20 protein-coding genes and 1 pseudogene are annotated in these 25,291 nt (G+C 67.5%); 13 read left to right on the top strand and 8 right to left on the bottom strand.

Going from position 1 to position 25,291, the window contains the following annotated elements:
- Positions 1-46 precede the first annotated feature (46 nt).
- Genes BLS50_RS25310 through BLS50_RS25300 form a run of 3 tightly spaced genes read left to right on the top strand, consistent with a single transcriptional unit; the run spans position 47 to position 3,178 of the window.
- On the top strand, positions 47-1,309 hold the full coding sequence (locus BLS50_RS25310) for an ABC transporter substrate-binding protein (protein ID WP_074804936.1): 1,263 nt from the start codon (positions 47-49) through the stop codon (positions 1,307-1,309).
- A 54-nt stretch (positions 1,310-1,363) separates the two neighbouring features.
- Positions 1,364-2,305, top strand: coding sequence for a carbohydrate ABC transporter permease (locus BLS50_RS25305; protein ID WP_074804934.1), 942 nt, complete (start codon positions 1,364-1,366; stop codon positions 2,303-2,305).
- 21 nt (positions 2,306-2,326) lie between these two features.
- Positions 2,327-3,178 (top strand): carbohydrate ABC transporter permease, encoded by an 852-nt coding sequence (locus BLS50_RS25300; RefSeq protein ID WP_027806696.1) that lies wholly within the window; start codon positions 2,327-2,329, stop codon positions 3,176-3,178.
- A 215-nt stretch (positions 3,179-3,393) separates the two neighbouring features.
- Here BLS50_RS25300 and BLS50_RS25295 read toward each other — a convergent pair whose 3' ends face one another.
- Complete coding sequence (locus tag BLS50_RS25295) at positions 3,394-3,792, bottom strand: nuclear transport factor 2 family protein (RefSeq protein ID WP_176934300.1); 399 nt, start codon at positions 3,790-3,792, stop codon at positions 3,394-3,396.
- A gap of 82 nt (positions 3,793-3,874) precedes the next feature.
- On the opposite strand from BLS50_RS25295, the gene BLS50_RS25290 reads away from it, so the two are divergent.
- Positions 3,875-4,816: a LysR substrate-binding domain-containing protein gene (locus BLS50_RS25290; protein WP_074804931.1), complete on the top strand. Its 942-nt coding sequence runs from the start codon at positions 3,875-3,877 to the stop codon at positions 4,814-4,816.
- 38 nt (positions 4,817-4,854) lie between these two features.
- On the opposite strand, the gene BLS50_RS25285 is transcribed toward BLS50_RS25290, so the two are convergent.
- Both BLS50_RS25285 and BLS50_RS25280 read right to left on the bottom strand, forming a co-directional pair.
- Entirely contained in the window at positions 4,855-5,238 is a 384-nt protein-coding gene (locus BLS50_RS25285) for an ATP-dependent protease (protein WP_074804928.1), read from the bottom strand.
- Positions 5,239-5,411: 173 nt separating this feature from the next.
- Positions 5,412-6,866, bottom strand: a complete 1,455-nt coding sequence (locus tag BLS50_RS25280; RefSeq protein ID WP_074804925.1) for a DEAD/DEAH box helicase — start codon at positions 6,864-6,866, stop codon at positions 5,412-5,414.
- Between the two features lie 61 nt (positions 6,867-6,927).
- On the opposite strand from BLS50_RS25280, the pseudogene BLS50_RS34945 reads away from it, so the two are divergent.
- The 6 genes and pseudogenes from BLS50_RS34945 to BLS50_RS25255 form a co-directional block, all read left to right on the top strand.
- Positions 6,928-7,216, top strand: a pseudogene (locus BLS50_RS34945) (hypothetical protein); the annotation flags it as partial.
- Between the two features lie 25 nt (positions 7,217-7,241).
- Entirely contained in the window at positions 7,242-7,646 is a 405-nt protein-coding gene (locus tag BLS50_RS25275) for a GlcG/HbpS family heme-binding protein (protein ID WP_074804923.1), read from the top strand.
- A 39-nt stretch (positions 7,647-7,685) separates the two neighbouring features.
- Positions 7,686-9,860, top strand: a complete 2,175-nt coding sequence (locus tag BLS50_RS25270; RefSeq protein ID WP_074804919.1) for a malate synthase G — start codon at positions 7,686-7,688, stop codon at positions 9,858-9,860.
- A gap of 558 nt (positions 9,861-10,418) precedes the next feature.
- Positions 10,419-11,984: a sensor domain-containing diguanylate cyclase gene (locus BLS50_RS25265; protein WP_012339086.1), complete on the top strand. Its 1,566-nt coding sequence runs from the start codon at positions 10,419-10,421 to the stop codon at positions 11,982-11,984.
- 149 nt (positions 11,985-12,133) lie between these two features.
- The gene (locus tag BLS50_RS25260; RefSeq protein ID WP_074806699.1) at positions 12,134-13,516 is read left to right on the top strand and encodes a cache domain-containing protein; all 1,383 of its coding nucleotides are present in this window, start codon (positions 12,134-12,136) and stop codon (positions 13,514-13,516) included.
- 31 nt (positions 13,517-13,547) lie between these two features.
- Positions 13,548-14,192, top strand: a complete 645-nt coding sequence (locus tag BLS50_RS25255; RefSeq protein WP_011548771.1) for a response regulator — start codon at positions 13,548-13,550, stop codon at positions 14,190-14,192.
- 53 nt (positions 14,193-14,245) lie between these two features.
- On the opposite strand, the gene BLS50_RS25250 is transcribed toward BLS50_RS25255, so the two are convergent.
- The gene (locus tag BLS50_RS25250; RefSeq protein ID WP_074804916.1) at positions 14,246-15,766 is read right to left on the bottom strand and encodes an MFS transporter; all 1,521 of its coding nucleotides are present in this window, start codon (positions 15,764-15,766) and stop codon (positions 14,246-14,248) included.
- 144 nt (positions 15,767-15,910) lie between these two features.
- Between BLS50_RS25250 and BLS50_RS25245 the strand changes: the two genes are divergently transcribed.
- The gene (locus tag BLS50_RS25245; protein WP_012339083.1) at positions 15,911-16,549 is read left to right on the top strand and encodes a TetR/AcrR family transcriptional regulator; all 639 of its coding nucleotides are present in this window, start codon (positions 15,911-15,913) and stop codon (positions 16,547-16,549) included.
- A gap of 80 nt (positions 16,550-16,629) precedes the next feature.
- Here the strand turns inward: BLS50_RS25245 and BLS50_RS25240 are convergent, their stop codons facing one another.
- On the bottom strand, positions 16,630-17,226 hold the full coding sequence (locus tag BLS50_RS25240; RefSeq protein ID WP_006480212.1) for an MlaC/ttg2D family ABC transporter substrate-binding protein: 597 nt from the start codon (positions 17,224-17,226) through the stop codon (positions 16,630-16,632).
- A gap of 326 nt (positions 17,227-17,552) precedes the next feature.
- Here BLS50_RS25240 and hpnN point away from each other — a divergent pair, with 326 nt between their 5' ends.
- Complete coding sequence (gene hpnN, locus BLS50_RS25235; RefSeq protein ID WP_074804914.1) at positions 17,553-20,186, top strand: hopanoid transporter HpnN; 2,634 nt, start codon at positions 17,553-17,555, stop codon at positions 20,184-20,186.
- Positions 20,179-21,222 (top strand): MlaA family lipoprotein, encoded by a 1,044-nt coding sequence (locus tag BLS50_RS25230; RefSeq protein WP_074804911.1) that lies wholly within the window; start codon positions 20,179-20,181, stop codon positions 21,220-21,222. Before hpnN ends, BLS50_RS25230 begins: the two co-directional genes overlap by 8 nt.
- 113 nt (positions 21,223-21,335) lie before the next feature.
- On the opposite strand, the gene BLS50_RS25225 is transcribed toward BLS50_RS25230, so the two are convergent.
- Genes BLS50_RS25225 through hpnE form a run of 3 tightly spaced genes read right to left on the bottom strand, consistent with a single transcriptional unit; the run spans position 21,336 to position 25,286 of the window.
- On the bottom strand, positions 21,336-22,043 hold the full coding sequence (locus BLS50_RS25225) for a phosphorylase (protein ID WP_074804907.1): 708 nt from the start codon (positions 22,041-22,043) through the stop codon (positions 21,336-21,338).
- A gap of 3 nt (positions 22,044-22,046) precedes the next feature.
- Positions 22,047-24,020 (bottom strand): squalene--hopene cyclase, encoded by a 1,974-nt coding sequence (gene shc, locus BLS50_RS25220; RefSeq protein ID WP_011548765.1) that lies wholly within the window; start codon positions 24,018-24,020, stop codon positions 22,047-22,049.
- Positions 24,021-24,032: 12 nt separating this feature from the next.
- Entirely contained in the window at positions 24,033-25,286 is a 1,254-nt protein-coding gene (hpnE, locus tag BLS50_RS25215; protein WP_074804905.1) for a hydroxysqualene dehydroxylase HpnE, read from the bottom strand.
- Positions 25,287-25,291: the final 5 nt, after the last annotated feature.

Genomic DNA, 25,291 nt, shown 5'->3' with positions numbered 1-25,291 from the left:
GCCACGCGCCGGTCACGCACAACGACACACAGGACTGGAGACACTCATGACCCATCGCCCCCTTCGCGTCGCTGCCCGCCTGGCGACCGCCGCCGTCACCTTCGGCCTTGCGTCGCTCGCCATGACGACGCCTGCCGATGCCGGCACGCTGACCATCAACATCGCGTTCAAGGGCGCGAGCCAGCGCGCGGTGTGGCAGTCGACGATCGAAGCGTTCCACAAGGCACATCCCGACATCGACGTGAAGCCGACCTTCGTCGACGAGGAAGCGTACAAGGTGCAGCTCCCCGCATGGCTCACCACCGTCGCACCGGACATCGTGAACTGGCACGCGGGCGAACGGATGGCGTATTACGCGAAGCGCGGGCTGTTCGAGGACCTGAGCGGCGACTGGACGAAGAACGGCTGGGACGCGATGTACGCGTCGACGCGCAGCGCGTCGTCCTATAACGGCAAGCAGTACGCGGCGCCGACCGTCTACTACTCGTGGGGGCTGTTCTACCGCAAGGACCTGTTCCGCAAGGTCGGCATCGCCGACGAACCGAAGACGTGGGACCAGTTTCTCGACGCGTGCAAGAAGCTGAAGGCCGCGGGCATCACGCCGATCGCGATCGGTGGCCGCGACGCGTGGACGCTCGCCGGCTGGTTCGACTATCTCGACCTGCGCCTGAACGGCAACGCGTTCCACCAGCAATTGATGGCCGGCGACGTGCCGTACACCGACCCGCGCGTGAAGAAGGTCTACACGACGTGGAAATCGCTGATCGACTCGGGCTACTTCATCGACAACGCGCTGTCCTACGATCTCGACGGCGCGCAGCCGTTCCTGTTCCAGGGCAAGGCCGCGATGATGCTGATGGGCACCTTCATCGCGGCGGGTTTCCCGCCGAACGTGAAGCCGGACATGGGCTATTACCGCTTCCCGATCATCGACCCGAAGGTGCCGACCGCCGAGGACGGCCCGGTCGAATCGCTGCACATCCCGACCAAGGCGAAGAACAAGGCCGACGCGCACACGTTCCTCGCATTCGTCGAAACGCCCGAGATGGGCGCGAAGCTCGCCGAAGGGCTCGGCTCGCTGTCGGCCAACAGCAAGTCGCCCGAGCCGGCCGATCCGATCTCGCGCATCGGCTTCCGGATCCTCGCCGACACGAAGGGCGGCGTCGCGCAGTTCTACGACCGCGACATGACCAAGGAAATGGCCGACGAGGGGATGAAGGGGATGCAGCAGTTCCTCGCGAATCCCGCGCAGCTCGATACGGTGCTCGCGCAACTCGAACAGACCCGCAAGCGGATCTACAAGAAGTGACCGCGTGACCCAACCGGCGGCCGCGCGCCGCCGTGTCCGTTCAGGAGGCTTGCCGTGTCCAGTCCGATCGCGTCCCCCCCGCCCGCCGACACCGCGCCGCCGCGCGATCCAACCGCCACCGCGTTGCCCGCGCGCCGCCCGTCGCCCGCCGTACGGCGGCAACGGCGCGCCGCGTGGCTCTTTCTCGCGCCGGCCTGCGCGATGGTTGCCATTTATGTGGTCTGGCCGATCCTGTCCACGCTGTGGCTGAGCCTGTACAACTGGGACGGGATGACCGAGCGCACCTTCGTCGGTCTCGCGAACTACGCGGAGCTGCTGCATGCGCCGACGTTCTACACGGCGCTGCGCAACAACGTGATCTGGCTCGTGCTGTTCATGCTCGCGCCGCCGCTCGGCCTCGCGCTCGCGCTGTACCTGAACCAGGCGGTCGGCGGCATCCGGCTCGTGAAGTCGCTGTTCTTCGCGCCGTTCGTGCTGTCGGGCGTGGTCGTCGGGCTGATCTTCTCGTGGTTCTACGATCCGACCTTCGGGCTGCTCGCGCTCATCGCCGGGCACGGCATCCCGGTGCTCGGCGACGCGCGCTATGCGACCTTCGGCATCGTGTTCGCCGCGCTGTGGCCGCAAACGGCGTACTGCATGATCCTGTACCTGACCGGCCTCACGTCGGTCAACCCGGAACAGATCGAAGCCGCGCGGATGGAAGGCGCACGCGGCTTCGCGCTGCTGTGGCACGTCGTGCTGCCGCAACTGCGGCCGACCACCTTCATGGCGATCGTCGTCACCGTGATCGGCGCGCTGCGCAGTTTCGACCTGATCTCGGTGATGACGAGCGGCGGCCCGTTCGAAAGCTCGACCGTCCTCGCGTATTACATGTACGACCAGACGATCAAGTACTACCGGCTCGGCTATTCCGCATCGATCGCGGTCGTGCTGTTCGCGATCATGCTCGTCTACATCGTGTTCCAGTTGCGCCGGATGCTGCGCAACGAACAGTGACCTTCCGGGAGTTCACTCATCATGTTTCCGACACCCGTTGCCCACTGGAAGCCGATATCGCGCCGGCTGTACAAGCTGTCGCTGCCCGTCGCGCTCGTGATCTGGCTGCTGCCGATGATCGCGGTGTTCGTCACGTCGGTGCGCTCGACCGAGGAGCTCGTCGAAGGCCACTACTGGGGCTGGCCGCGGCATTTCTCGATGATCGAGAACTATCGTGACGCGCTGACGACGTCGCCGATGCTGCATTACTTCTGGAACAGCGTGCAGATCACGGTGCCGTCGGTCATCGGCTCGATCGCGCTCGCGGCGATGGCCGGCTTCGCGCTCGCGACCTACCGGTTTCGCGGCAATACCGCGCTGTTCGGCACGTTCGTCGCCGGCAACTTCGTGCCGGTGCAGGTGCTGATGATTCCGGTGCGCGACCTGTCGCTGCGGCTCGGCGTGTTCAATACCGTCGAAGCGCTGATCCTGTTTCACGTGGCATTTCAGACGGGGTTCTGCACGCTGTTCCTGCGCAACTTCATCAAGCAGCTGCCGTTCGAGCTGATCGAAGCAGCACGCATCGAAGGCGCGGGCGAATGGACGGTGTTCTGGCGCATCGTGCTGCCGCTGATCCGGCCTGCGCTGGCCGCGCTCGCGATTCTCGTGTTCACGTTCGTGTGGAACGATTACTTCTGGGCGCTGTGCCTCACGCAAGGCGATGAGGCGGCGCCGATCACGGCGGGTGTCGCGGCGCTGAAGGGGCAATGGACGACTTCGTGGAATCTTGTGTCCGCCGGGTCGATTCTCGCCGCACTGCCATCGGTCGCGATGTTCTTCGCGATGCAGAAGCATTTCGTCGCGGGACTCACGTTCGGCGCGACGAAAGGCTGAACGCGCGCCGCTCGCGTTTCGAATCTCCCCCTCCGCATCGTGAGGTTGCCCGCTTCGGCGGGCTTTTTTCATGCTTTGCGGATCGGGGCGATGTCGGTTGGCGAGCCTGGCCCGCCATCCACGCTCCAATGCCGCCAACCGATTAAACGCGCAGCTTGCTGGCGGTTTCGACGCGCCTGGACGTCTGGGCGCCACTTTGCTCGACATCGATTCGGCTACGCGTACTTGTCGCCGACCGTACTGCGAATCGGATGGGTGTCGTAGACGATGATCATCCGTTCGATGAGCCCCTGGATGTCGAACTCGAACACGTCGACGCACTCGAAGCGCGTCACCGAACCGTCTTTCAAGGCCCAGTCGTAGATGAAGTAACCTGTCGCACGTGGGGCCCCGGTTGCGCTGACGCAGATGTCGATCGGTGTAATCCTGCTGTCTCCCGACGCGGCAGCGACCTTCGAAAAGAAGGGCTCGGGCTGCATCCAGCCGAGAAATGGCGAGAAAATCTGCGCGTCCGGCGTGAATAGCGCGCAGATGGCGCCGACATCGCCTCGCTCCAGTTCTCGAAGGTAAGCGCGAACCTGTTGCGTATGGAGTGATTCCGACGTTGAGTCCAAAACTATCCTCCGATCATTCGTTGACGACCCCGTTCGTTCCCAAGAACAGGGCATCCGGTACACGCACGATAGCGACGCCCCGATGACCGAACAATCGAAAAATTTGCAACCCGGGTATGCCGCGCATGCATACCCGCTGGCCGACCTGACGCGGCCGCTCCCGCCGCTGGCGGCGATTCAGTCGTTCGTCGCCGCGGCACAGCTGGGCAGCGTCAGCAAGGCCGCGGATCATCTATGCCGCACGCAAGGTGCGGTCAGCCGCCAGATACAGCAGCTGGAAACGCATTACCGATGCGCGCTCTTCGTGCGCCATGTATCGGGCCTGACGTTGACGGCAGAAGGCAATGCACTGCTGACGGTCGCGATCGACGTACTCACGCAATTGGTCCGGCACGCGGACGTTCATGCACGGGCGACTTCGGTGCTCACGTTGAAGTTGCCGTCCACGTTCGCCGTTCGCTGGCTGCTCCCGCGGCTGCCGGACATTCATCGCGCGATGAGCGGCACGGAGCTTCGTATTTCGACATCCGCGGACGATACGCCGGATTTCACGACGTCCGATGTCGATGCCATCGTCGTGCGCGGCACGGGACAGTGGACCGGCATGGAGGCGATACCGCTGTTCTCCGAGAGGCTCACGCCGATGTGCGCGCCCGCATTGGCACCCTCACTGCGATCCGTTGCCGATCTCGCGCAGGCCGATTTGCTTCATCCCGGGCCGAGCCACGCAGAGTGGCGGTGCTGGCTCGATCATGTCGGGGCACGCCAGATCGACGCGGGACGCGGACTCGTATTCGATACCCTCGAATTGACGCTCGCGGCATCGACGGAAGGACACGGCATTGCCATCGGCGACCCGCGAATGGCGAGAGACCGGCTCCGTGCCGGATCGCTGGTGACACCGTTCGAGGATGTGGCTCAAGACGGCCTGTCCTACTTCCTCGTCTATCCGCCCCAACGTGCGGCACAACCGAAAATCCGCGCGCTCGCCGACGTATTGCTACGACTTGCGCGAGAAGACTGATTGATGGGCGGGAGTCGAGGCACCACGCTCACCCGTGGTCAGAGATCCCCGCGCACTTCACCGGTTCCCAGCGCGCTCCGCTGCCGGTTGACTTCCGCCCACAGCTCGTCGCTGTCGTCCTCGCGCAGCGCGACCATGCAGTCCAGTTGATCGTCGGTCACGCCGAAGTACTCCAGGATTTCCCGCCGAACCCCATCGACGAACGCCGCGTATTCCGGCGTTGCCTGGGCTCGCGCGTGCAAGGCGTCGTATTCCGCATCGTCCGCGCCGCCGCCATGCTCGTCGATATAGCGCGAGATCCACTGGTCCCGCTCGTGGTCATAATCGGCCTCGGCGCGCATCGCTTGCACGGCCGTGTACAAATCCAGTTGGGCAAACGCGGCGATCGCCGCCGTTGTCGCCTCGTCGAATGTCGTCGTCATTCCCTCTCTCACTTCAGTCATCGCACATCGTTGGTCACGCCGGGAAGCCCTTGTCGCGGGCGGTTTCAGGTCGCTCACGAGAAAACCGGCAGCGCTGTTCCGAACCGCTCGTATTCGTTCATCGTATCGGACGAATCAATCCTGTCAGGCGCCTTGAACGGGAAGGGTTCGGGCTACCTGGACGGTTTGCCGGGCTTGCCCCGACCACCCGCCGATTTGCCGGCCGGCTTCCCCGCCCCCGCCTTGCCTGCCGGTTTGCTGCGCGGCTTCTGCACGCTGAACGGGCTCCCGATGGTGTAGTCCGTTCCCGTGCCGACGGCGGGCTTCGCATGCTGCGCCACGGGCTTGCGCTTGCCTTCGCCACCTTGCGTAGGCGGCTTCTTGCCCGGCTGCGCCTGTCTGCCGACGGGCGCAGCTTGCTGCACCTTCGGCTTCTTCGGCTTTTTCGGTTTCTTGATGATCTCGCCCGTCGCGCTGGTTTCCGGCACGCGGTGTTCGGCTTCGAAACCCGGCTCTTCTTCGCGCCGCAGCGTCTGCCGGATCAGCGCTTCGATCGCGGCGAGTTGCGGCGCTTCGTCGGCGCACACGAGGGATACCGCCACGCCGCTCGCGCCCGCGCGGCCGGTCCGGCCAATACGGTGCACGTAGTCTTGCGCGACGATCGGCAGATCGACGTTGATCACGAGCGGCAGATCGTCGATATCCAGCCCACGCGCCGCCACATCGGTGGCGACCAGCATCTGTACTTCACCCGTCTTGAAACGCTCCAGCGCGCGCAAACGCGCGGGTTGCGGCTTGTCGCCGTGGATCGTATCGACCGCATAGCCGGCCTTCTCCAGCACGAGCGCCAGATAATCGACGCCGTTGCGGGTCTTGACGAACACCAGCGCGTGCTCCCACTTGTTCTGGGCCACCAGGTGCATGAAGAGGTCGGGCTTGTTCCGCTTGTCGACCGGCACGACCCATTGCTTGATCTTGCTGGCCGTCGCGTTGGGCGGGCTGACGCTGATATCGACCGGGCTGCGCAGAATGCCGGCCGCCATCTTGCGGATTTCGTCGGAGAACGTGGCCGAGAACAGCAGCGTCTGGCGCTTGGCGGGCAACGCGGCAAAGACCGCGTCGAGTTCGCGCGCGAAGCCGAGATCGAGCATGCGGTCGGCTTCGTCGAGCACCAGCGTCTGCACCTGGTCGAACTGCACCGCGTTCTGGCGATTGAGGTCGAGCAAGCGGCCCGGCGTGGCAACGAGCACGTCCACGCCCTTGCGCAGCTTCATCATCTGAGGATTGATGCTCACTCCGCCGTAGGCGGCCAGAAATCGCAGATCGAGACCTTTGCCGTACTCGACGAAGCTTTGCAGCACCTGTTCGGCAAGTTCGCGCGTGGGCACCAGCACCAGCACGCGCGCGCGGTTGCTGGATACCGCCGGGCCGTGCTGCACCAGCCGTTGCAGCAGCGGCAGCGCGAAACCGGCCGTCTTGCCGGTGCCGGTCTGGGCCGCCGCCATGACGTCCTTGCCACCGAGCACCACAGGAATCGCCTTGGCCTGCACCGGCGTGGGTGTCTGGTAATTGAGGCCCTGCAGATTACGCAGTAACGGCTCGATCAGGCCAAGCGAGGCAAAAGACATGGACGTGTTCCGGGCTAAAACCGCAATTCTAGCGGTTACCGGGCGGGCCAAGCCCCGTCCCGCTTACGTCCCTCGTTCGAGCCGCAACGTCGACGCGTGGTGGCCCGCGATCGCAGCCGGCGCGGAAGCGATCGTACTGACGCGAGCGGCTGCGGCGCGTTCGTGAAGGAATACGGCGACCTGCTGCGCTCCGACCCCGTCTATGCGGACAAGGCGCGTTGCGTCAGCGCGCTCGCACGCAGCCGGAATCGATTGTCACCGCCGACGTTGGCTGCCAGACTCATCTGCACGACGCGGGCCGCACACCCGTGCGCCAATGGATCGAGCTCGTCGACAACCGGCTGGTCAACCGACCGCCGTTTCCGGAGGAACGCCATGCAAACGAAACCCGAACTCGAACTGGCCGATGCCGAGCGCATGCTCGCCGCCGCCCGCGCGGAAGCGGAACACCACGGCTGGGCCGTGTCGATCGCCGTCGTCGACGATGGCGGCCACCTGCTCGCCTTCGTGCGGCTGAACGGCGCCTCGCCGGCCAGCAGCACCATTGCGCAGGACAAGGCGCGCGCGGCGGCGCTCGGCCGTCGCGAGACGAAGGCGTATGAAGATATGATCAACGGTGGCCGCACCGCGTTTCTGAGCGCGCCGCTGTCGGGGTTGCTCGAAGGCGGCGTGCCGGTCACGGTCGGCGGCCGGATTGCAGGCGCGATCGGTGTGTCTGGCGTAAAGTCCGAACAGGACGCGCAGATCGCCCGCGCCGGTACACAAAGCGTCGCGGAATAACCAGCCAAACCGCGCGCATTTTCCCCGGGAGGAATCACGATGATCGACCAAGCAGGACTGCAAGTCGCGCCAGCGCTGAGCCAGTTCATTGAAAACGAAGCGCTGCCGGGCACCGGCATCGACAAGGCCGCGTTCTGGAGCGGTTTCTCGGCCCTGGTGCACGACCTCGCGCCGCGCAACCGCGAGCTGCTCGCCGAACGCGACCGCCTGCAGCAGGAACTCGACGCGTGGCATCGCGCGCACCCCGGCCCGGTACGCGACCATGCCGCGTATCGCGCGTTCCTCGAAAAAATCGGCTACCTCGTGCCGGTCCCGTCGAACGTCGCGGCAGCCACCGCGAACGTCGACAGCGAGATCGCCACGCAGGCCGGCCCGCAGCTCGTCGTGCCGCTGTCGAACGCACGCTATGCGCTGAACGCCGCGAACGCACGCTGGGGCAGCCTGTACGACGCGCTGTACGGCACCGACGCGCTGCCGGAAGACGGCGGCGCCGAACGCACCGCGGCCTACAACCCGACGCGCGGCCAGCGCGTGATCGAGTACGCGCGCAACGTGCTCGACAACGCCGCGCCGCTCGCGAGCGGCTCGCACCGCGACGCACTGCGCTACCGCGTGCAGGACGGCCAGCTCGCGGTCGAAACCGCGCAGGGCGTCGTGCACCTCGCGCAGCCGGCGCAGTTCGTCGGCTATCAGGGCGCGGCCGATGCGCCGTCCGCGATCCTGCTGAAGCACAACGGCCTGCACCTCGAGATCCAGATCGATGCGTCGACCCCGATCGGCCGCGCCGATCTCGCGAACGTGAAGGACGTCGTGCTCGAAGCCGCGGTCAGCACGATCATCGACTGCGAGGATTCGGTCGCGGCGGTCGACGCCGACGACAAGGTCCAGCTCTACCGCAACTGGCTCGGCCTGATGCAGGGCACGCTGAGCGAGGAAGTCGCGAAGGGCGGCAAGACCTTCACGCGCCGCCTGAACGCCGATCGCGAGTACACGACGCCGGCCGGCGGCACGCTGTCGCTGCACGGCCGCTCGCTGCTGTTCGTGCGCAACGTCGGCCACCTGATGACCAACGGCGCGGTGCTCGGCCGCGACGGCAACGAGATTCCGGAAGGGATTCTCGATGGCGTCGTCACGACGCTGTGCGCGCTGCACGACCTGAAGGCGAAGCGCAATTCGCGCACGGGCTCGATCTACATCGTGAAGCCGAAGATGCACGGCCCGGCCGAAGTCGCGTTCGCCGACACGCTGTTCGCACGCATCGAAGATCTGTACAACCTGCCGCGCAACACGCTGAAGATGGGCATCATGGACGAGGAACGCCGCACCAGCGTGAACCTCGCCGCATGTATCGCGGCAGCGGCCGCGCGCGTCGCGTTCATCAACACCGGCTTCCTCGACCGCACCGGCGACGAGATGCACACCGCGATGGAAGCGGGCCCGATGATCCGCAAGGGCGACATGAAGTCGTCGGCGTGGATCCAGTCGTACGAGCGCAACAACGTGCTCGCGGGCCTGTCGGCCGGCCTGCGCGGCCGCGCGCAGATCGGCAAGGGCATGTGGGCGATGCCGGACCTGATGCATGCGATGCTCGAGCAGAAGATCGCGCATCCGCGCGCCGGCGCGAACACCGCATGGGTGCCGTCGCCGACCGCCGCGACGCTGCACGCGCTGCACTACCACCTCGTCGACGTGCAGGCCGTCCAGCAGGAACTCGAGAAGACGCCGTATGCCAGCGAGCGCGACGCGCTGCTCGAAGGGCTGCTGACCGTGCCGGTCGTCGAGCGTGCCGCGTGGAGCGAGGCCGAGATCCTGAGCGAGGTCGAGAACAACGCGCAGGGCATCCTCGGCTACGTCGTGCGCTGGGTCGAACAGGGCGTCGGCTGCTCGAAGGTGCCGGATATCCACGACGTCGGCCTGATGGAAGATCGCGCGACGCTGCGCATTTCGAGCCAGCACATCGCGAACTGGCTGCGCCACGGCGTGATCACCGAGGCGTTCGTGCTCGACGTGTTCAAGCGGATGGCCCGCGTCGTCGACCAGCAGAACGCCGGCGATCCGAACTATCGCCCGATGGCGCCCGGCTACGACCAGTCGACGGCCTTCCAGGCCGCGTGCGCGCTCGCGCTGCAAGGCACGTCGCAGCCGAGCGGCTATACCGAGCCGCTGCTGCATCGGTTCCGGCTCGCGTTCAAGGCGCAGCAGCACGGCGCATAAACCTGCGCAGGCGGGCGCGTCCCGCATGCGGGGGCGCCGGTTGTACACCGGCCTGGCGAAACGGGCAGCCTCACGGCTGCCCGTTTTTCATATTCGCGTTCACCCGATCGTTGAAACCGATAATCGGCGCCTATCGCCGGCTTTCGCGTGCGACGGTCCGCCGATCGTTAATTCGCCGTTTCCGCGGCCGTATGGCGCGCCGCCTTCCGCCGCGCCGCAAAGCCTTGCGGGGCAACGCTTCCCCCGATATTTGCAAGCCCGGGATTACACCATAATTTGACCCCGATCAACCCGGTGCAACATTTTCCGCGCGTGCAAACACGCGCGTTATACTCCGTGGAATTCGCATCGCGCGATTCATCGGATCGTCGAATTGCAGTAGACGTTTACCTATGAATATAGGGTTTATCCGGCCGCGATCGTCGATAATCGGTGCCCGTTTTCTCAGCTGAACGGAGGGCTGGTACAGGCAGGGCTGCGCACCGGATCGCCACCGGTAGTCATACGAACAATCGCATCGGCCCGCCGCCCGGCGACGATGCCCCCGATCCACGGACCATGGCCGAAACCGACTACGCAATGCCCAGCGAATCCGGCCTGACGAGCCGTGTCGCCGCTCATCTGCGCCGGTTCCTCCTGCCGCACCTGATCTTCTATACGGGGCTGCTGATCGCGCTGATTCTGCTGCTCCTGTGCGGGATCGTGCTGTACGAAGGCCGCATCGATGCGCGCGACCGCTCGCGCAGCATGCAGCAGAACCTCGCGCTGATGGCGTCGTGGGACATCGAGCGCAACATCGAGATCTATTCGCTGTCGCTGCAGGCGGTCGTCGAAGGCGAGAACGACCCCGAGGTGGTCAAGCTGCCGATGCCGCTGCGCCGTCAGGTGCTGTTCGACCGCGCGACGACGGCCAAGTACCTCGGCGGCATCTACGTGCTCGACGCGAAGGGCGACATCTCGGTCGACGGCAAGAGCGACGTGCCGCGCAGGGCCAACTTCGGCAACGAGCCGTACTTCACCGTGCATCGCGACCACGCCGACGTCGGCCTGTACGTCAGCCCTCCGTATCATTCGCGGCTGCGCGGCGGCTCGCCGAGCATCGCGCTCAGCCGGCGGATCACGCGGCCCGACGGATCGTTCGGCGGCGTCGCGGTGATGTCGATCCGGCTCGAATATTTCCAGAACCTGTTCTCGCGCCTGTCGCTCGGCGATCGCGGTTCGGTTGCGCTGATCAACACGGACGGCAGGATGGTCGCGCGCGAGCCGTACGACCCCAAGATCGTCGGCCGCGACATCAGCCGCGCGAGCACGTTCCGGCAATTCATGACGGCCAACGAGGGCAGCTTCGCCGATACCGCATCGATCGACGGCGTGCGGCGCCTGTACGTGTTCCGGCACCTCGACGGCCTGCCGCTCATCGTCATGGTCGCGCGCTCGGAAGCGGACACCTACGCTGCGTGGTACGACCGTGCGATCCCGATCGGCTCCGCGATGGTCTTGCTCGCGATCGGCTTCGTCGGCCTGTCGCTGCTGCTCGACGTGCAGCTGCGCAAGCGCCACCGCGCGGAAACCGAGCTGCAGGCGCTCGCGCGCACCGACGGCCTGACGGGCCTCGACAACCGCCGGATGCTCGACGTCACGCTCGCGCGCGAATGGCGCCGCGCCGCACGTTCGCAACATGCGCTGTCGCTGCTGTTCATCGACGTCGATTACTTCAAGCACTACAACGACACGCAGGGCCACCAGGCCGGCGACGACGCACTCGCCGCGGTCGGCCACTGCATCGCCGGCTGCCTGCGTCGGCCGGCCGACTATGCGGCGCGCTACGGCGGCGAGGAATTCGTCGTGGTGCTGCCGGACATCGACACGGACGGCGCAGTGACGATCGCCGAAACGATCCGCACGGGTATCCTCGATCTCGGCATCCGGCACGACGCCGGCACGGTCGGCCGGCTGACGGTGAGCATCGGCGTGACGACTAGCTATCCGGAGCGCGACGACAACATCCAGGCCGCGCTGAAACTGGCCGACGAGGCGTTGTACCGGGCGAAGGAAGGCGGGCGCAACCGCATCGTCGTACAGGCGGCCACGTCGCCGGACGATCTCGAATCGCGGCAGGCCTGAGCGTACGGGCAACGGCGGGGCCGCCGCCGTCCGCGTGCAAAATCACCGACAATATCGGCTCGATACGCCACCGCGCCGCCGCGCGGCCGATGCGCGCGGCCAGCCGGCGCCTGACCGGCCGCACCCGTTCGCGGCCGCTTCGCACCACCATGAGACTCAAGGCAAAGATCTTCCTTCTGGCCATCGTGCCGTTCCTGCTCGCGATCGCCGGCATCGGCTTCGGCGTGCGCCAGCAGGCGACGTCGCTCGCGCGCACGCAGCACGCGACGATCCAGGCCGCGTACCTGTCGAGCAAGGAAGTCGAGCTGAAACACTATGTCGAGCTCGCGACGAGCGCGATCATGCCGCTCTACGACGCGAGCGGCCGCAATGCGCGCGACGATGCGCTGCTGCGCACCCAGGCGCTCGCGATGCTGCAGAAGATGGATTTCGGCCCCGACGGCTATTTCTTCGTGTACGACCTGCACGGCAATTCGCTGATGCACCCGCGCGAGCCGGAGCGCGTCGGCCACAACTTCTGGTCGATGCGCGACCCGCAGGGCGCGCTGACGATCCAGAAGCTGATCGGCGCGGCCTCGCACGGCGGCGGCTACGTGCGCTACGCCTGGCAGCGGCCGTCGACGGGCCGCGTCGCGCCGAAGCTCGGCTATGTCGTCGCGCTCGAGCGCTGGGGCTGGATGGTCGGCACCGGCATCTATCTCGACGACGTCGACACCGCGCTGCAGCGCATCGACGCGCGCGCGTCCGCGAACATCGAACGCACGATGAGCTGGCTCACCGCGATCGCACTTACCGGCGCGGCGGCGATCGCCGTGTGTGCGCTCGTGCTGAACGTCAGCGAGTCGCGCAGCGCCGATGCGAAGCTCAAGCTGCTCGCGCAGCGCGTCGTCGAATCGCAGGAGCAGGAGCGCGCGCGGCTGTCGCGCGAACTGCACGACGGGATCAGCCAGATGATGGTGTCCGCGAAGCTGATGCTCGAATCGGCGCTCGCACGCTTCGAGCGCGGCACGTCGCGCGTGCCCGAAGCCGAGCAGGCGCTCGCGTCGGGCGTCGGGCGGCTCGGCGACACGCTGCGCGAAGTCCGGCGCATCTCGCATGCGCTGCGGCCGTCGATGCTCGACGATCTCGGCCTCGCGGCCGCGCTCGAGCAACTCGTGCGCGAACTCGGCGCCGAAAGCGGCATCGACATCGGCTATACGCAGGTCGCGCACAGCGGCACGCAGCCGCTGCCCGAAGCCGTCAACACCGCGCTGTTCCGGATTGCACAGGAAGCGCTCAGCAACATCGTGCATCATGCGCGGGCGTCGCGCGCGGCCGTCACGCTCGACGTCGGCGCGCACACCGTCACGCTGACGATCGCCGACAACGGCTGCGGCTTCGACGCCGAACGCTCGCAGGCCGACGTGCGCCGCGGCATCGGCCTGCGCAACATGCGCGAACGCCTCGACGCACTCGGCGGCACGCTGACGATCACGTCGCAAGTGGGCCACACGATCGTCGCCGCGAGCGTGCCGCTGCCCGGCGCGGCGTGACGACGCGCCCCATCACAGGAGACTTTCACGCATGAGCGCCCCCGATACCGCCCGGCCCGCTGCCCGACTGCTGCTCGTCGACGATCACCCGCTCGTGCGCGACGGCTTGCGGATGCGGCTGGAAGCGGCCGACCTGTCGGTGGTCGGCGAGGCCGGCAACGCGGACGAGGCGCTCGCGCTCGCCGAGTCGCTCGAACCCGATCTCGCGCTGATGGACGTCGGCATGAACGGAATGAACGGCATCACGCTCGCGGGCGTGTTCCACGAGCGGTTTCCGGGCATCCGCGTGCTGATGCTGTCGATGCACGACAACATCGAATACGTGACGCAGGCGGTGCGCGCCGGCGCGAGCGGCTACCTGCTGAAGGATTCGCCCGCGAGCGAGATCGTCCGCGCGATCGGCGCGGTGCTGGCCGGGCAGACGTTCTTCAGCGAAGGGCTGGCCGCGCGGATGATCCAGGCCAGCGCGACAGCGTCGCCGCTGGACCGCTTGACGCCGCGCGAGCGCGACATCCTCGACGCGCTGGCCGAAGGGCTGTCGAGCAAGCAGATCGCGCAACAGACGGGGCTGTCGGTGCGCACGGTCGAGACACATCGGCTCAACCTGAAGCGCAAGCTGGAGATCGAGGGGCAGGCCGAGCTGATCAAGTTCGCGGTCGAGCATCGGCGGCGGTAGGCGCGCCTGCCGCACCGATTCGCAACGAAAAAGCGACCGGCCGGTACGCCGCCTCATTCCGGTTCCGGCTGCGAAGGCGTCACGCACGACACGGCCATTCGCGGCTCCTTTTCACGCCGCATCATCAACATCACCACGACCGCCATACTGAGAATCCCGGAACACAGGATCGCGATCGAAAACCCGTGCGCCATCGCATCCCGATACGCGCCGAGCATGTCAGGTCGCCCAGCCACGAACACGTGCTCCATCACTGCCTGCCGCGCGAGCGTATCCGCTTGCGCACTGCCCGCCGCGTGCATCGCCGCCGTCATCCGGTGCAACGCGCCCACGCTCATCATGCTGCCGAGCACCGCGATGCCCAGGCTCATCCCGGTCTGGCGCAACGCGTTCATCGTCGCCGACGCCATGCCCGCGCGCTCCGCCGGCGCCAGCTCCATCACGGTCATGCCGGTCGCCGGCACCGCGAGCCCCATGCCGACACCGAGCAGCGCCAGCACCACGCCGACCGCCGCATAGGGGGTTGCCGCACCGAAGCCGGCCATCACCGCGAGCATCGCGCCGATCAGCCCGTATCCGGCCACCATCAGCGCGCGCAACGGGATACGCGCCGCGATGCGCCCGAACAGCACCGACGTGATCGCCGTCATCACGAACTGCGGCATCAGTTGCCACCCGGCTGCGGCGGGCGCACGGCCCTGCGCCTGCTGCAGGAACAACGACAGGAAGAACAGGCTGCTGTACCCCGAGAACCCGAGCACGAACGACGCGAGATTCGCGCGCACCAGCCGCCGGTCGCGAAACAGCCACACCGGCAGCAGCGGCCGCGCGACACGCGTTTCGACACGGACGAAGACGACGAACGCCACCGCCGCGCCCGCCAGTGGCGCCAGCACCTTCACGTGCGAGGTGCCGGCTTCGCCGATGCCGATCAGCCCGTAGGTCAGCAGGCCGAGCCACGCCACGCTCAGCACCTGCCCGAACGGATCGAACGCCGCATGCTCCGGATGCCGCCGCTCCGGAATGCCCCAGGCGCCGAGCAGCACGGCAACGATACCGATCGGCACGTTGACGAGAAAGATGTCCTGCCATCCGCCATGCTCGACCAGCAGGCCGCCCAGCAGCGGCCCGACGATCAGCGCGAGTGCGCTGAACGCCGACCATCCGCCGATCACGCGGGCGCGTTCGCGCGCGTCGGGAAACGCATGGGTGAGGATCGGCATCGCGCCGGGAATCAGCAACGCGCCGGCAAGCCCCTGGATCGCGCGGCCCGCCAGCAGCGGCTCGATCCGGCCCGCACACGCGCAGACGATCGACCCGGCCGTGAACAGGATCACGCTGGCGAGCCACACGCGCTTGTGACCATAGCGGTCACCGAGCGGGCCGGCCGACAGCATGAAAGCGGACAGCGCGAGCGCGTACGCGTTGACGACCCACTGCAGGCCGCCGATATCGGTATCGAGCGCCGTCTGCAGCGTCGGTAACGCGACGTTGACGATGCTGATGTCGAGCGTGGCGAGAAAGGTGCCCAGACACGCGGCCAGAACGAGTGCGGCACGACGGTAACGAGACATGGCGGTCGACCCGCGGCGGGCCTGTCGATGAGAATGCTTCTCATTTTATTTATCGACTGACCGTCGGTCAATCAACTGCGTTGGCCGTAAACGAGGTGCTGGCCTAAACTGCGGGCTTTGCATGAACGGGCGTCGAGCCGCGCGATGACGGACAGGACCAAGGCAGGGATCAGGACAGGGAAAGACGACGGGGCGGCGGGCAAGCCGCGCACGAAGCCGGCGGAAGTCCGCCTCGAAGAGCTGATGGCCGCGGCCGAGACGCTGTTCCTCGCGCAGGGCGTCGAGGCGACGACCATCAGCGAGATCGTCGAGCACGCGCAGGTCGCGAAGGGCACGTTCTATCACTACTTCGAATCGAAGGCCGACATGCTCGCGGCGCTCGCGCAGCGCTACACGGCATCCTTCCTCGACCAGTTGCAGCACGCGGTGAACGGGTGCGACGCCGACGACTGGCTCGCGCGCCTGCGTGCGTGGATCCGCGCCAGCATCGAGATCTACGCGGCGACTTATCGCACGCACGACATCGTCTACACGAACCATCATCACCACGATCGCGAGAATGCCGACAAGAACGCGATCCTCGAGCAGCTCGGTGCGATTCTCGACGGTGGCGTCCGGGCCGGCGCCTGGCGGCTCGCGCACCCGCCAGTCACCGCGCTGCTGATCTACGCCGGCGTGCACGGCGCGACCGACCACATCATCGCGTCGCCGGAAACGGATCGCGTCGCGTTCGTCGATGCGGTGGTCGACGATTGCCTGCGGATGCTCGGCGTCGGCACATAGCGGCAATCCACGCGCCACCATGAAAAAAGGGCGCCCGAGGGCGCCCTTCCTGCATTCGGACCACGGCCTTGCAACAGCCGTCAGTTCGTCCGCGAATTGTGTTTCTGCAGATACGCGATCAGGCCGTCGATCCCGCCCGTCGCGAGCTGGCTCTTGAATTGACCCTGATAGACCTGGATCAGCCACGCACCCGACATGTCGATGTCGTAGATCTTCCAGTCGTTGCCGACCTTGCCGAGACGATAGCCGACCGACTGGCTGTCGCCCGGCGTCGTCACCGTCGATTGCACGAGCGCGTCCGCGCCCGACGCGCCGCCCGGCTTGAACGAGAACTTCGCGTCCTGGTTGCCGAGCTGCGCGAGCGACGCGGCGTAGGTGCGCGTCATCAGCAAGCGAAACTGCTTGTACAGTTCTTGCTGCTGTTGCGGCGTGGCCTGCTTCCACGCGTCGCCGACCGCGATGCGGGTCGTGCGCTCGAAGTTGGTTACGGGCAGGAAGCGCTGCTCGACGACCTGCGTGATCTTCGCCATGTCGCCGCCGCGCGCGGCCGGATCGGCCTTCATCGCATTGACGGTACCCTCGACCGCCGTGCGGACGACATCGACCGGCGCGCTCTGCGCGAAAGCGGAAACCGACACGGCGGCCGCCGCGACGAAAGCAAACAGATGACGTTTCATACGAATTTCGCACTCGATGGGAAAAAACGGCCGGCTCTTTGCATCGGCCGGTGGAGCAAAGTATACCGGGCCTGACGCCCCGTTGCCGCGCGGTGACCGACTGTTACCTTTCAGCGCCGTTTGTCACAGGCCCTTGGCGGCGTGTCGACGCATCGCCGTGGCGATTATGTAAATATCCCCATACAAATGGGCCGGCTGCGCGATCCGATTGCCACGCCGGTAGCAAATATCCTTCCCGCCCCGATTCTCTGCAACGTCACGACCGTCGCCGCGCCGCGCCGGTATACTTGGCTACTTTGCCCTAGCCAGCCGCTCCCCACCGCCACATGGTGACATCTCTCATCGTCCGACTCGTTGCGTGGTCGGTGCGCCGCCCCGTCTGGGTCGTCGTCCTGTCGCTCGTCATCGCCGCCTTCAGCGGCGTCTACGTCGCGCAGCATTTCAAGATCAACACCGACATCAGCAAGCTCGTCGATGCGGAGCCGCAATGGGCCGCACTCAGCAAGGCGGTCGACAACGCGTTCCCGCAACGCAACGGCACGATCCTCGCCGTCGTCGAGGCACCCGCGCCCGAATTCGCGACTGCCGCCGCGCATGCGCTGACCGAAGCGCTGCGCAAGGACGCCGATGCCGGCCGTATCGGCCCGGTCGCCGAACCGGGCGGCGGGCCGTTCTTCGAGCACAACGGGCTGCTGTTCCTGTCGCCGCAGGAGGTCTCCGATACGACCGCGCAGCTCGCGAGCGCCCGCCCGCTCGTCAACGAACTCGCGAAGAACCCGAGCCTCACCGGGCTCGCCACCACGCTGTCCACCACGCTCGGCCAGCCGCTGCTGACCGGCCAGGTGAAGCTGCCCGCGATGGCGAAGCTGCTCGCGCGCAGCGCCGCGACGGTCGACGACGTGCTGGCCGGCAAGCCGGCCGCGTTCTCGTGGCGCGCGCTGGTCGACAACGACGCGGCGCGGCAGCCCGCGCGCGCGTTCGTCACCGTGCAGCCGGTGGTCAACTACGGCGCGCTGAAGGCCGGCGCGGCAACGAGCCAGGTGATCCGCGACGCGGCCCGGTCACTCGAGCTCGACAAGCGCTACGGCGCGGCCGTGCGCCTGACCGGTGAGCAGCCGCTCGCCGACGACGAATTCGCGTCGGTCGAAGACGGCGCCGCACTCAACGGCGTGCTCACGCTGCTCGCCGTGCTCGTGATCCTGTGGCTGGCGCTGCGCTCGAAGCGGATGATCGGCTCGGTGCTCGTTACGCTGTTCGTCGGCCTCGTCGTGACGGCCGCGCTCGGCCTCGCGATGGTCGGCTCGCTGAACATGATCTCGGTCGCGTTCATGGTGCTGTTCGTCGGCCTCGGCGTCGATTTCTCGATCCAGTACGGCGTGAAGTATCGCGAGGAACGCTTCCGCGACGAGCGCATCGACCACGCGCTGATCGGCGCCGCGCATTCGATGGGCATGCCGCTCGCGCTGGCCACGGCGGCCGTCGCGGCGAGCTTCTTCTCGTTCATCCCGACCGCGTATCGCGGCGTGTCCGAGCTCGGTCTGATCGCGGGCGTCGGGATGTTCGTCGCGCTGCTGACCACGCTCACGCTGCTGCCGGCGCTGTTGCGCCTGTTCGCGCCGCCGGGCGAATCGAAGACGCCGGGTTTCCCGTGGCTCGCGCCCGTCGACGATTACCTCGATCGCCATCGCAAGCCGATCCTGATCGGCACGCTCGCGGTCGTGATCGGCGCGCTGCCGCTGCTCGCGTTCCTGCATTTCGACTTCAACCCGCTGCACCTGAAGGACCCGAACAGCGAATCGATGGCGACGCTGCTCGCGCTGAAGGATTCGCCGGAAGCCGCCGTCAACGACGTCACGCTGCTCGCGCCGTCGCTCGCGCAAGCCGACGCGGCCGCGAAGCGCCTCGACGCGCTGCCCGAAGTCGGCCGCACGACCACGCTGTCGACCTTCATCCCGGCCGACCAGCCGGCCAAGCGCGCGGCGATCGCCACGACCGCGAGCGAACTGCTGCCCGCGCTGACGCAGCCGGCCGCGCCGCCCGCGACCGACGCGCAACGCGTGGCCGCGCTCAAGCGCGTGTCCGACCTGCTGGGCTATGCAGCCGAAGATCACCCGGGCCCGGGCGCCGCCGCCGCGCAGCATCTGTCCGCGTCGCTCGCGAAGCTCGCCGCCGCCGACAGCGCGACGCGCGACCGTGCCGAGCGCGCGTTCTCCGATACGCTGCGCATCGCGCTCAACCAGCTCGCCGCGCTGCTGCAGCCGCAGGACATCACGCGCGAATCGCTGCCACCGCAGATCGTGCGCGACTGGGTCGCGCCGGACGGCCACGCGCTCGTGCAGATCTCGCCGAAGGTGCCGAAGGGCGTCGATCCGAACGACGACACGATGCTGCGCCGTTTCGCCAAGGCCGTGAAGGCCGCGGAACCGGGTGCGACCGGCGGGCCGATCTCGATCCTGCATTCGGCCGACACGATCATCAACGCGTTCCTGCATGCGGCGCTGTGGTCGATCATCTCGATCACGGTCCTGCTGTGGGTCACGCTGCGCCGCTTCGGCGACGTGCTGCGCACGCTGGTGCCGCTGCTCGTGTCGGGCATCGTGACGCTCGAGATGTGCGTCGTGCTCGGCATGTCGCTGAACTTCGCGAACATCATCGCGCTGCCGCTGATGCTCGGCGTCGGCGTCGCGTTCAAGGTGTATTTCGTGATGGCGTGGCGCGCGGGGCAGACGGGCCTGCTGCATTCGAGCCTCACGCACGCCGTGCTGTTCAGCGCCGCGACGACGGCGACCGCCTTCGGCAGCCTGTGGCTGTCGCACCATCCGGGCACGTCGAGCATGGGCAAGCTGCTCGCGCTGGCCCTGACCTGTACGCTGATCGGCGCCGTGGTGTTCCAGCCCGTCCTGATGGGCAAACCGCGCGTCAAGCGCGCCAAGAACCAATCGCAAGGAATCAATGAATAAGGTGCGAATCATTGCGGCGACCGTCGCCGCCAGCGCGATGCTGACCGGCTGCGCGACGGGACCGAACCGCAACCCCAACGACCCGCTCGAGCCGATGAACCGGGCGATGTACAAGTTCAACGACACGGTCGACACGAACATCGCCCAGCCGATCGCGAAGGGCTACCAGAAAGTCACGCCGACGCCGGTGCGCACCGCGATCAGCAACTTCTTCTCGAACCTCGGCGATCTCGGCAACATGGCCAACAACCTGCTGCAGTTGCGCATCACCGATGCGACGCAGGATTTGATGCGCGTGGCGATGAACTCGCTGTTCGGCGTCGCCGGCCTGATCGACATCGCGACGCCGGCCGGGCTGCCGAAGCATCACCAGGATTTCGGGCTGACGATGGCGCGCTGGGGCATGCCGTCCGGCCCGTATCTCGTGCTGCCGGTGTTCGGGCCGAGCACGATCCGCGACGGCGTCGGCCGTGCGGTGGACGTGCGCTTCAACCTGCTGAACTACATCGAGCCGGCCGCGCGCAATCCGATGTACATCGCGCAGTTCATCAGCGCGCGTTCGGACCTGCTCGGTGCGACCGACCTGCTGAAGCAGGCCGCGCTCGATCCGTATTCGTTCGTGCGCGACGCGTACCTGCAGCAGCGCAAGTCGCTCACGTATCACGGCCAGTCGGCGTCGGCCGCGGCGCCGAACTACGCGGAGCCGGGTGAAGCCGGTGCGGTGCCGGCGGCTGCGCCGACCATGCCGGGCGGCTTGCCGAACTATGAGGATCCGGGCGAATCGGGCGGCACACCCGGCGGCGCATCGGGCGCCACGCCGAACAATGCACCGGCCGCGCCGGGATTGCCGCAGTACGACGATCCGGGTGCGGATAGTGCAATGCCGGCGAGTGCGCCTGCCGCGGCACCGGTCGCTGCGTCGGCTGCTGCACCCGCAGCTGCGTCGGCCGAAGCGACGACGGCGCCGGCTGCCAACGGCGCGCCGATCGCGCCGGCGATGCCGACGCTGCCCGCGAGCAGTCCCGCCGCGCAGTAACGCCGCCACGGCGGCCGCGCAAAAACAAAGAGCGCTGCATGATGCAGCGCTCTTTTTTTGTCCGTGCGAAACGGCAGACCGAAAAGCAGAGAGAAGGCAGCGGCGAACGCCGCTCAAACGATCCGCATCGCGCCCGCCCGTCCGAACGCGTGCCGAGCCTGGATCAGCGTCGTGCGCGCTGCGCGCGCATCGCTGGCAACTTGCAGCAGCGGCCCGAGCTGCGACGGCTGCTTCAGCAGTTCGCGCAGGATCGGCAGGATCGCCGTGCTGCCGTCGTCGCGCAGGCCGGCCGTCGCCGCGCTCGGCAGCGTGCGCCACGCCGGATCGACGATCGCGCGGCACACCGCGAACGGCACGCCGCGTGCGGCCGCGAAGGCCGCCGCGATATGCGACTCCATGTCGACGGCCAGCGCGCCCTTCGCGTGATGCAGCGACGCCTTGTCCTGTTCGCTGACGACCGGCGCGCCGACCGCCGCGATCGTGCCGCGCGTGACGCGCGCCCACACCGGCGTGTCGTGCAGCGCGGCGACGAGCCGCGTGCTCCAGCCCGCATCGGTCTCCACGCGACCGAACGGCCCGTCGATCGCGTTCGCGATCACGAGCGCACCAGGCGCGAGATCCGGTGCGAGCCCGCCCGCCGTGCCGAAGCTGACGATGCCCGCGCAACCGCGCGAAGTCGCCTCGGTCAGCGCCCGCTCGAGCCGGTCGGCCCGCGCGGCGAACACGGCTTCGACGCCGTCGCCGCGCGCGATGCGCGCCTCGAACGCCATCCCGGTCACCGCGATGACGGGCAATACGCCGTCGTGCTGCGTCGTCGCCACGCGTTACATCCCGACCGTCACGCGCGTCGCGTTCGCGCGCTTCAGGTTGCGGTAGCGCGCCAGCGCCCACAGCGGGAAGAACTTGCGATAGCCGTGGTAGCGGAGGTAGAACACGCGCGGGAAACCCGTTGCCGTGAAGCGCGTCTCGTCCCACAGCCCTTCTTCGTTCTGCTGGGCGACGAGGTAGTCGACGCCGCGCGCCACGGCCGGGTTGTTCACTTCGCCGGCCGCCATCAGGCCGAGCAGCGCCCAGGCCGTCTGCGACGCCGTGCTCGGCGCCTGCTCGTAACCGCGGTAGTTCAGCTTGTAGCTGTCGCCGTCCTCGCCCCAACCGCCGTCCTTGTTCTGGATCGACAGCAGCCACTGCGCGGCGCGCTTCATGCGCGGGTCGTCCGGCGTCAGGCCGGCCGCGTTCAGCGAGCACAGGGCCGTCCACGTGCCGTACACGTAGTTCATCCCCCAACGGCCGTACCAGCTGCCGTCCGGCTCCTGTTCCTTCAGCATGTAGTCGAGCGCGCGGCGCGCCGGCTCGCTGTTCAGCGGCGTCTCGCCGAGCTGCGACAGCATCGACAGGCAGCGGCCCGACACGTCGGCCGTCGGCGGATCGAGCAGCGCGCCGTGATCGGAGAACGGGATGTTGTTCAGGTAGTACTGCGTGTTTTCCGGTTCGAACGCGCCCCAGCCGCCGTCGCTGCTCTGCATGCCGACGACCCATTCGCGCGCCCGCGCCATCGATTCGCGATACGTGTCCGACTGCTTGAGCTTTTGCGCGCGATCCATCGCCATCACGACCACGGCCGTATCGTCGACGTCAGGGTAGTGCGCGTTCGCGTACTGGAACGCCCAGCCGCCGGGCCGCACGTTCGGGCGGCGCGAGATCCAGTCGCCGCGCACGTCGAGAATCTGCAGCGGGCGCAGCCATTCGAGGCCGCGCAGCACGGCTTCCTCGGCACGCGCGTCGCCGGTCTCGAGCAGCGCATGCGCGACGAGCGACGTATCCCACACGGGCGACAGGCACGGCTGGCAATACGCCTCGTCGTCGTGCACGACGAGCAGCTTCTCGAGCGCCTTGCGCGCGATCGCGCGGTTCGGATGATCTTCCGCGTAGCCGAGCACGTCGTACATCATCACCGCGTTGGCCATCGCCGGATAGATCGCGCCGAGGCCGTCCTCGCCGTTCAGGCGCTCGTCGACGAACGACACGGCCTGACGGATCGCCCGTTCGCGCGTATAGCTCGGAAACAGGCCGTCGACCGCGCGCAGCGCATGGTCGACCACGCGGAAGAACGCGAACCAGCCGGCGCTCTGGTGGCCCTGGCGCGGCAGCAGCCCGGCGTTGACGGGCGGATCGATGAACAGCTCGTCGATGCGCACGCCGCGCGGGTTCTTCGCGAGCGGACGCTTCGCGTTCAGCACGAGCAGCGGCACGATCACGGTGCGCGCCCAGTACGACACCTTCGACAGGTGGAACGGGAACCACTGCGGCAGCAGCATGATCTCGACCGGCATCATCGGCACCGCGCGCCACGGAATCGCCCCGTACAGCGCGAGCTGGATGCGCGTGAACACGTTCGACATCTCGGCGCCGCCCATCGCATGGATGGCACGGCGCGCGCGCTGCATGTGCTCGGCGTTTTCATCGTCGCCGATCACCTTCAGCGCGAAATACGCCTTCACGCTCGCGCTGATGTTCGGCGCGCCGTCGGTGAACAGCGGCCAGCCGCCGTCGGCCTGCTGGATGCGGCGCAGATACTTGCCGATCTTCTGTTCGAGCTCGAGGTTCGGCGTCTCGCCAAGATAGTGGACGAGCAGCACGTATTCGGCGGGAATCGTCGAATCCGCCTCGAGTTCGTAGACCCAGTGGCCGTCCGCTTGCTGCGCGGCGAGCAGCGCGTCGGTCGCACGCGCGACAGCCGCGTCGACGCCGGCCGGCACGGCGCCGGCGGACAAGGTAGCCATTTCGGTGAGATCGTTCATCGGTCCCTCTCTTTATTGCGTCTGGAGCACGTCCGCGGCCAGCTGGCCGGAACGGATCGCGCCCTCGATCGTGGCGGGCAAGCCGGTGGCAATCCAGTCGCCCGCGAGTACAAGATTGGTCCAGCGCGTACGCACGGCCGGACGTTTCATTTCCTGCGACGGCACCGCCGCAAAGCCCGCGCGCGGCTCGACGACGAGCTGCCACGCGGGGATGGTTTCCGGGTTCGCGCCGCTCACGCGCGCGACGTCTTCCCAGATGCGCCGCGCGAGCGTGTCGCGCGGCATGTCGAGCCAGCGGCCCGCATCGCGGATCGTCGCCGCGAGCAGGCCGTCGCCGGTCCGCACCGCATCGACGACGCCGTTGACGACGGTCGTCTGCAGCGGATTGCCGGTCGACGCGTCGACCGCGAAATACGCGGTCACGACCGCGCTGAACGTGTCGGGCGCGGTAAGTTCGGGCACGAGCGGCTGCGCGACCTCGGGCGGCACGGCCAGCACGACCGCATCGCCCGGCGCGAGATCGATGCGCTCGCCGCCGATCGACACCGCATCGACCGCATTGCCGTGCGCGCCGAATTCGAATGCGTCGAGCCGCGAATTCAGGCGGATCTGCGCGCCGCCGTACTGCAGCATCCGCAGCGCCGGTTCGACGAACGCGCTGCCGAGCCCGCGACGCGCGACGAGCGGGCGGCAGCCGGGGCCGCCCGCGGCAAACGCGCCGCACAGCGCGGCGCGCGCGAGCTCGGCGCTCGCGTGGCGCGGCTCGATATTCAGCACCCCGAGGAAAAACGGCCGCAGCCAGCGATCCCACAGCACGCCGTCACATCGCATCGTCTGCGCGAGCGAGCGGCCCGTGCGGGCGAACGCGAGCGGGGCGAGCGCGAGGTAGTCGAGCGGCGTCGTGCCCGGCGCGCGCGACGCGGCATCGAACAGCCACGACGGCCAGCGGCTGTTGCCGAAGCGCAGCGTCCAGCGCTGCTGCGACGCGATGTCCATGACCGGGCATTCAGCCAGCGCGGGCCCCACGAGTTGATCGGCCGCGCCGATCGCGCGCAGGTAGCGCTGCGTCGCGGGCTGCCCCGCGAAAACCGTATGCAGCCCGCTGTCGAGCGTCGTGTTCAGCGTCCCGTCGAACCACGAGCGGCAGCGGCCGCCCGCGTGTGCATGCGCGTCGTGCAACACGATGCGGCGCCCGCGACGTTGCAGCTCGACCGCGGCCGACAGGCCCGCGAGTCCTGCGCCGATCACGTGGACGGTTCTGGGCATCGCCT

It is taken from the genome of Burkholderia orbicola (assembly GCF_900100915.1).
Taxonomy (GTDB): Bacteria; Pseudomonadota; Gammaproteobacteria; order Burkholderiales; family Burkholderiaceae; genus Burkholderia; species Burkholderia orbicola.
This window is presented reverse-complemented; position numbering and strand designations above follow the sequence as displayed.

Bases quoted from the DNA above. Each gene is read 5' to 3' on its own strand.
- BLS50_RS25310 (WP_074804936.1), top strand. From the start codon at position 47: ATGACCCATCGCCCCCTTCGCGTCGCTGCCCGCCTGGCGACCGCCGCC.
- BLS50_RS25300 (WP_027806696.1), top strand. From the start codon at position 2,327: ATGTTTCCGACACCCGTTGCCCACTGGAAGCCGATATCGCGCCGGCTG.
- BLS50_RS25290 (WP_074804931.1), top strand. From the start codon at position 3,875: ATGACCGAACAATCGAAAAATTTGCAACCCGGGTATGCCGCGCATGCA.
- BLS50_RS25285 (WP_074804928.1), bottom strand. From the start codon at position 5,238: ATGACGACGACATTCGACGAGGCGACAACGGCGGCGATCGCCGCGTTT.
- BLS50_RS25280 (WP_074804925.1), bottom strand. From the start codon at position 6,866: ATGTCTTTTGCCTCGCTTGGCCTGATCGAGCCGTTACTGCGTAATCTG.
- BLS50_RS25275 (WP_074804923.1), top strand. From the start codon at position 7,242: ATGCAAACGAAACCCGAACTCGAACTGGCCGATGCCGAGCGCATGCTC.
- BLS50_RS25270 (WP_074804919.1), top strand. From the start codon at position 7,686: ATGATCGACCAAGCAGGACTGCAAGTCGCGCCAGCGCTGAGCCAGTTC.
- BLS50_RS25265 (WP_012339086.1), top strand. From the start codon at position 10,419: ATGGCCGAAACCGACTACGCAATGCCCAGCGAATCCGGCCTGACGAGC.
- BLS50_RS25260 (WP_074806699.1), top strand. From the start codon at position 12,134: ATGAGACTCAAGGCAAAGATCTTCCTTCTGGCCATCGTGCCGTTCCTG.
- BLS50_RS25255 (WP_011548771.1), top strand. From the start codon at position 13,548: ATGAGCGCCCCCGATACCGCCCGGCCCGCTGCCCGACTGCTGCTCGTC.
- BLS50_RS25250 (WP_074804916.1), bottom strand. From the start codon at position 15,766: ATGTCTCGTTACCGTCGTGCCGCACTCGTTCTGGCCGCGTGTCTGGGC.
- BLS50_RS25245 (WP_012339083.1), top strand. From the start codon at position 15,911: ATGACGGACAGGACCAAGGCAGGGATCAGGACAGGGAAAGACGACGGG.
- BLS50_RS25240 (WP_006480212.1), bottom strand. From the start codon at position 17,226: ATGAAACGTCATCTGTTTGCTTTCGTCGCGGCGGCCGCCGTGTCGGTT.
- hpnN (WP_074804914.1), top strand. From the start codon at position 17,553: ATGGTGACATCTCTCATCGTCCGACTCGTTGCGTGGTCGGTGCGCCGC.
- BLS50_RS25230 (WP_074804911.1), top strand. From the start codon at position 20,179: ATGAATAAGGTGCGAATCATTGCGGCGACCGTCGCCGCCAGCGCGATG.
- shc (WP_011548765.1), bottom strand. From the start codon at position 24,020: ATGAACGATCTCACCGAAATGGCTACCTTGTCCGCCGGCGCCGTGCCG.
- hpnE (WP_074804905.1), bottom strand. From the start codon at position 25,286: ATGCCCAGAACCGTCCACGTGATCGGCGCAGGACTCGCGGGCCTGTCG.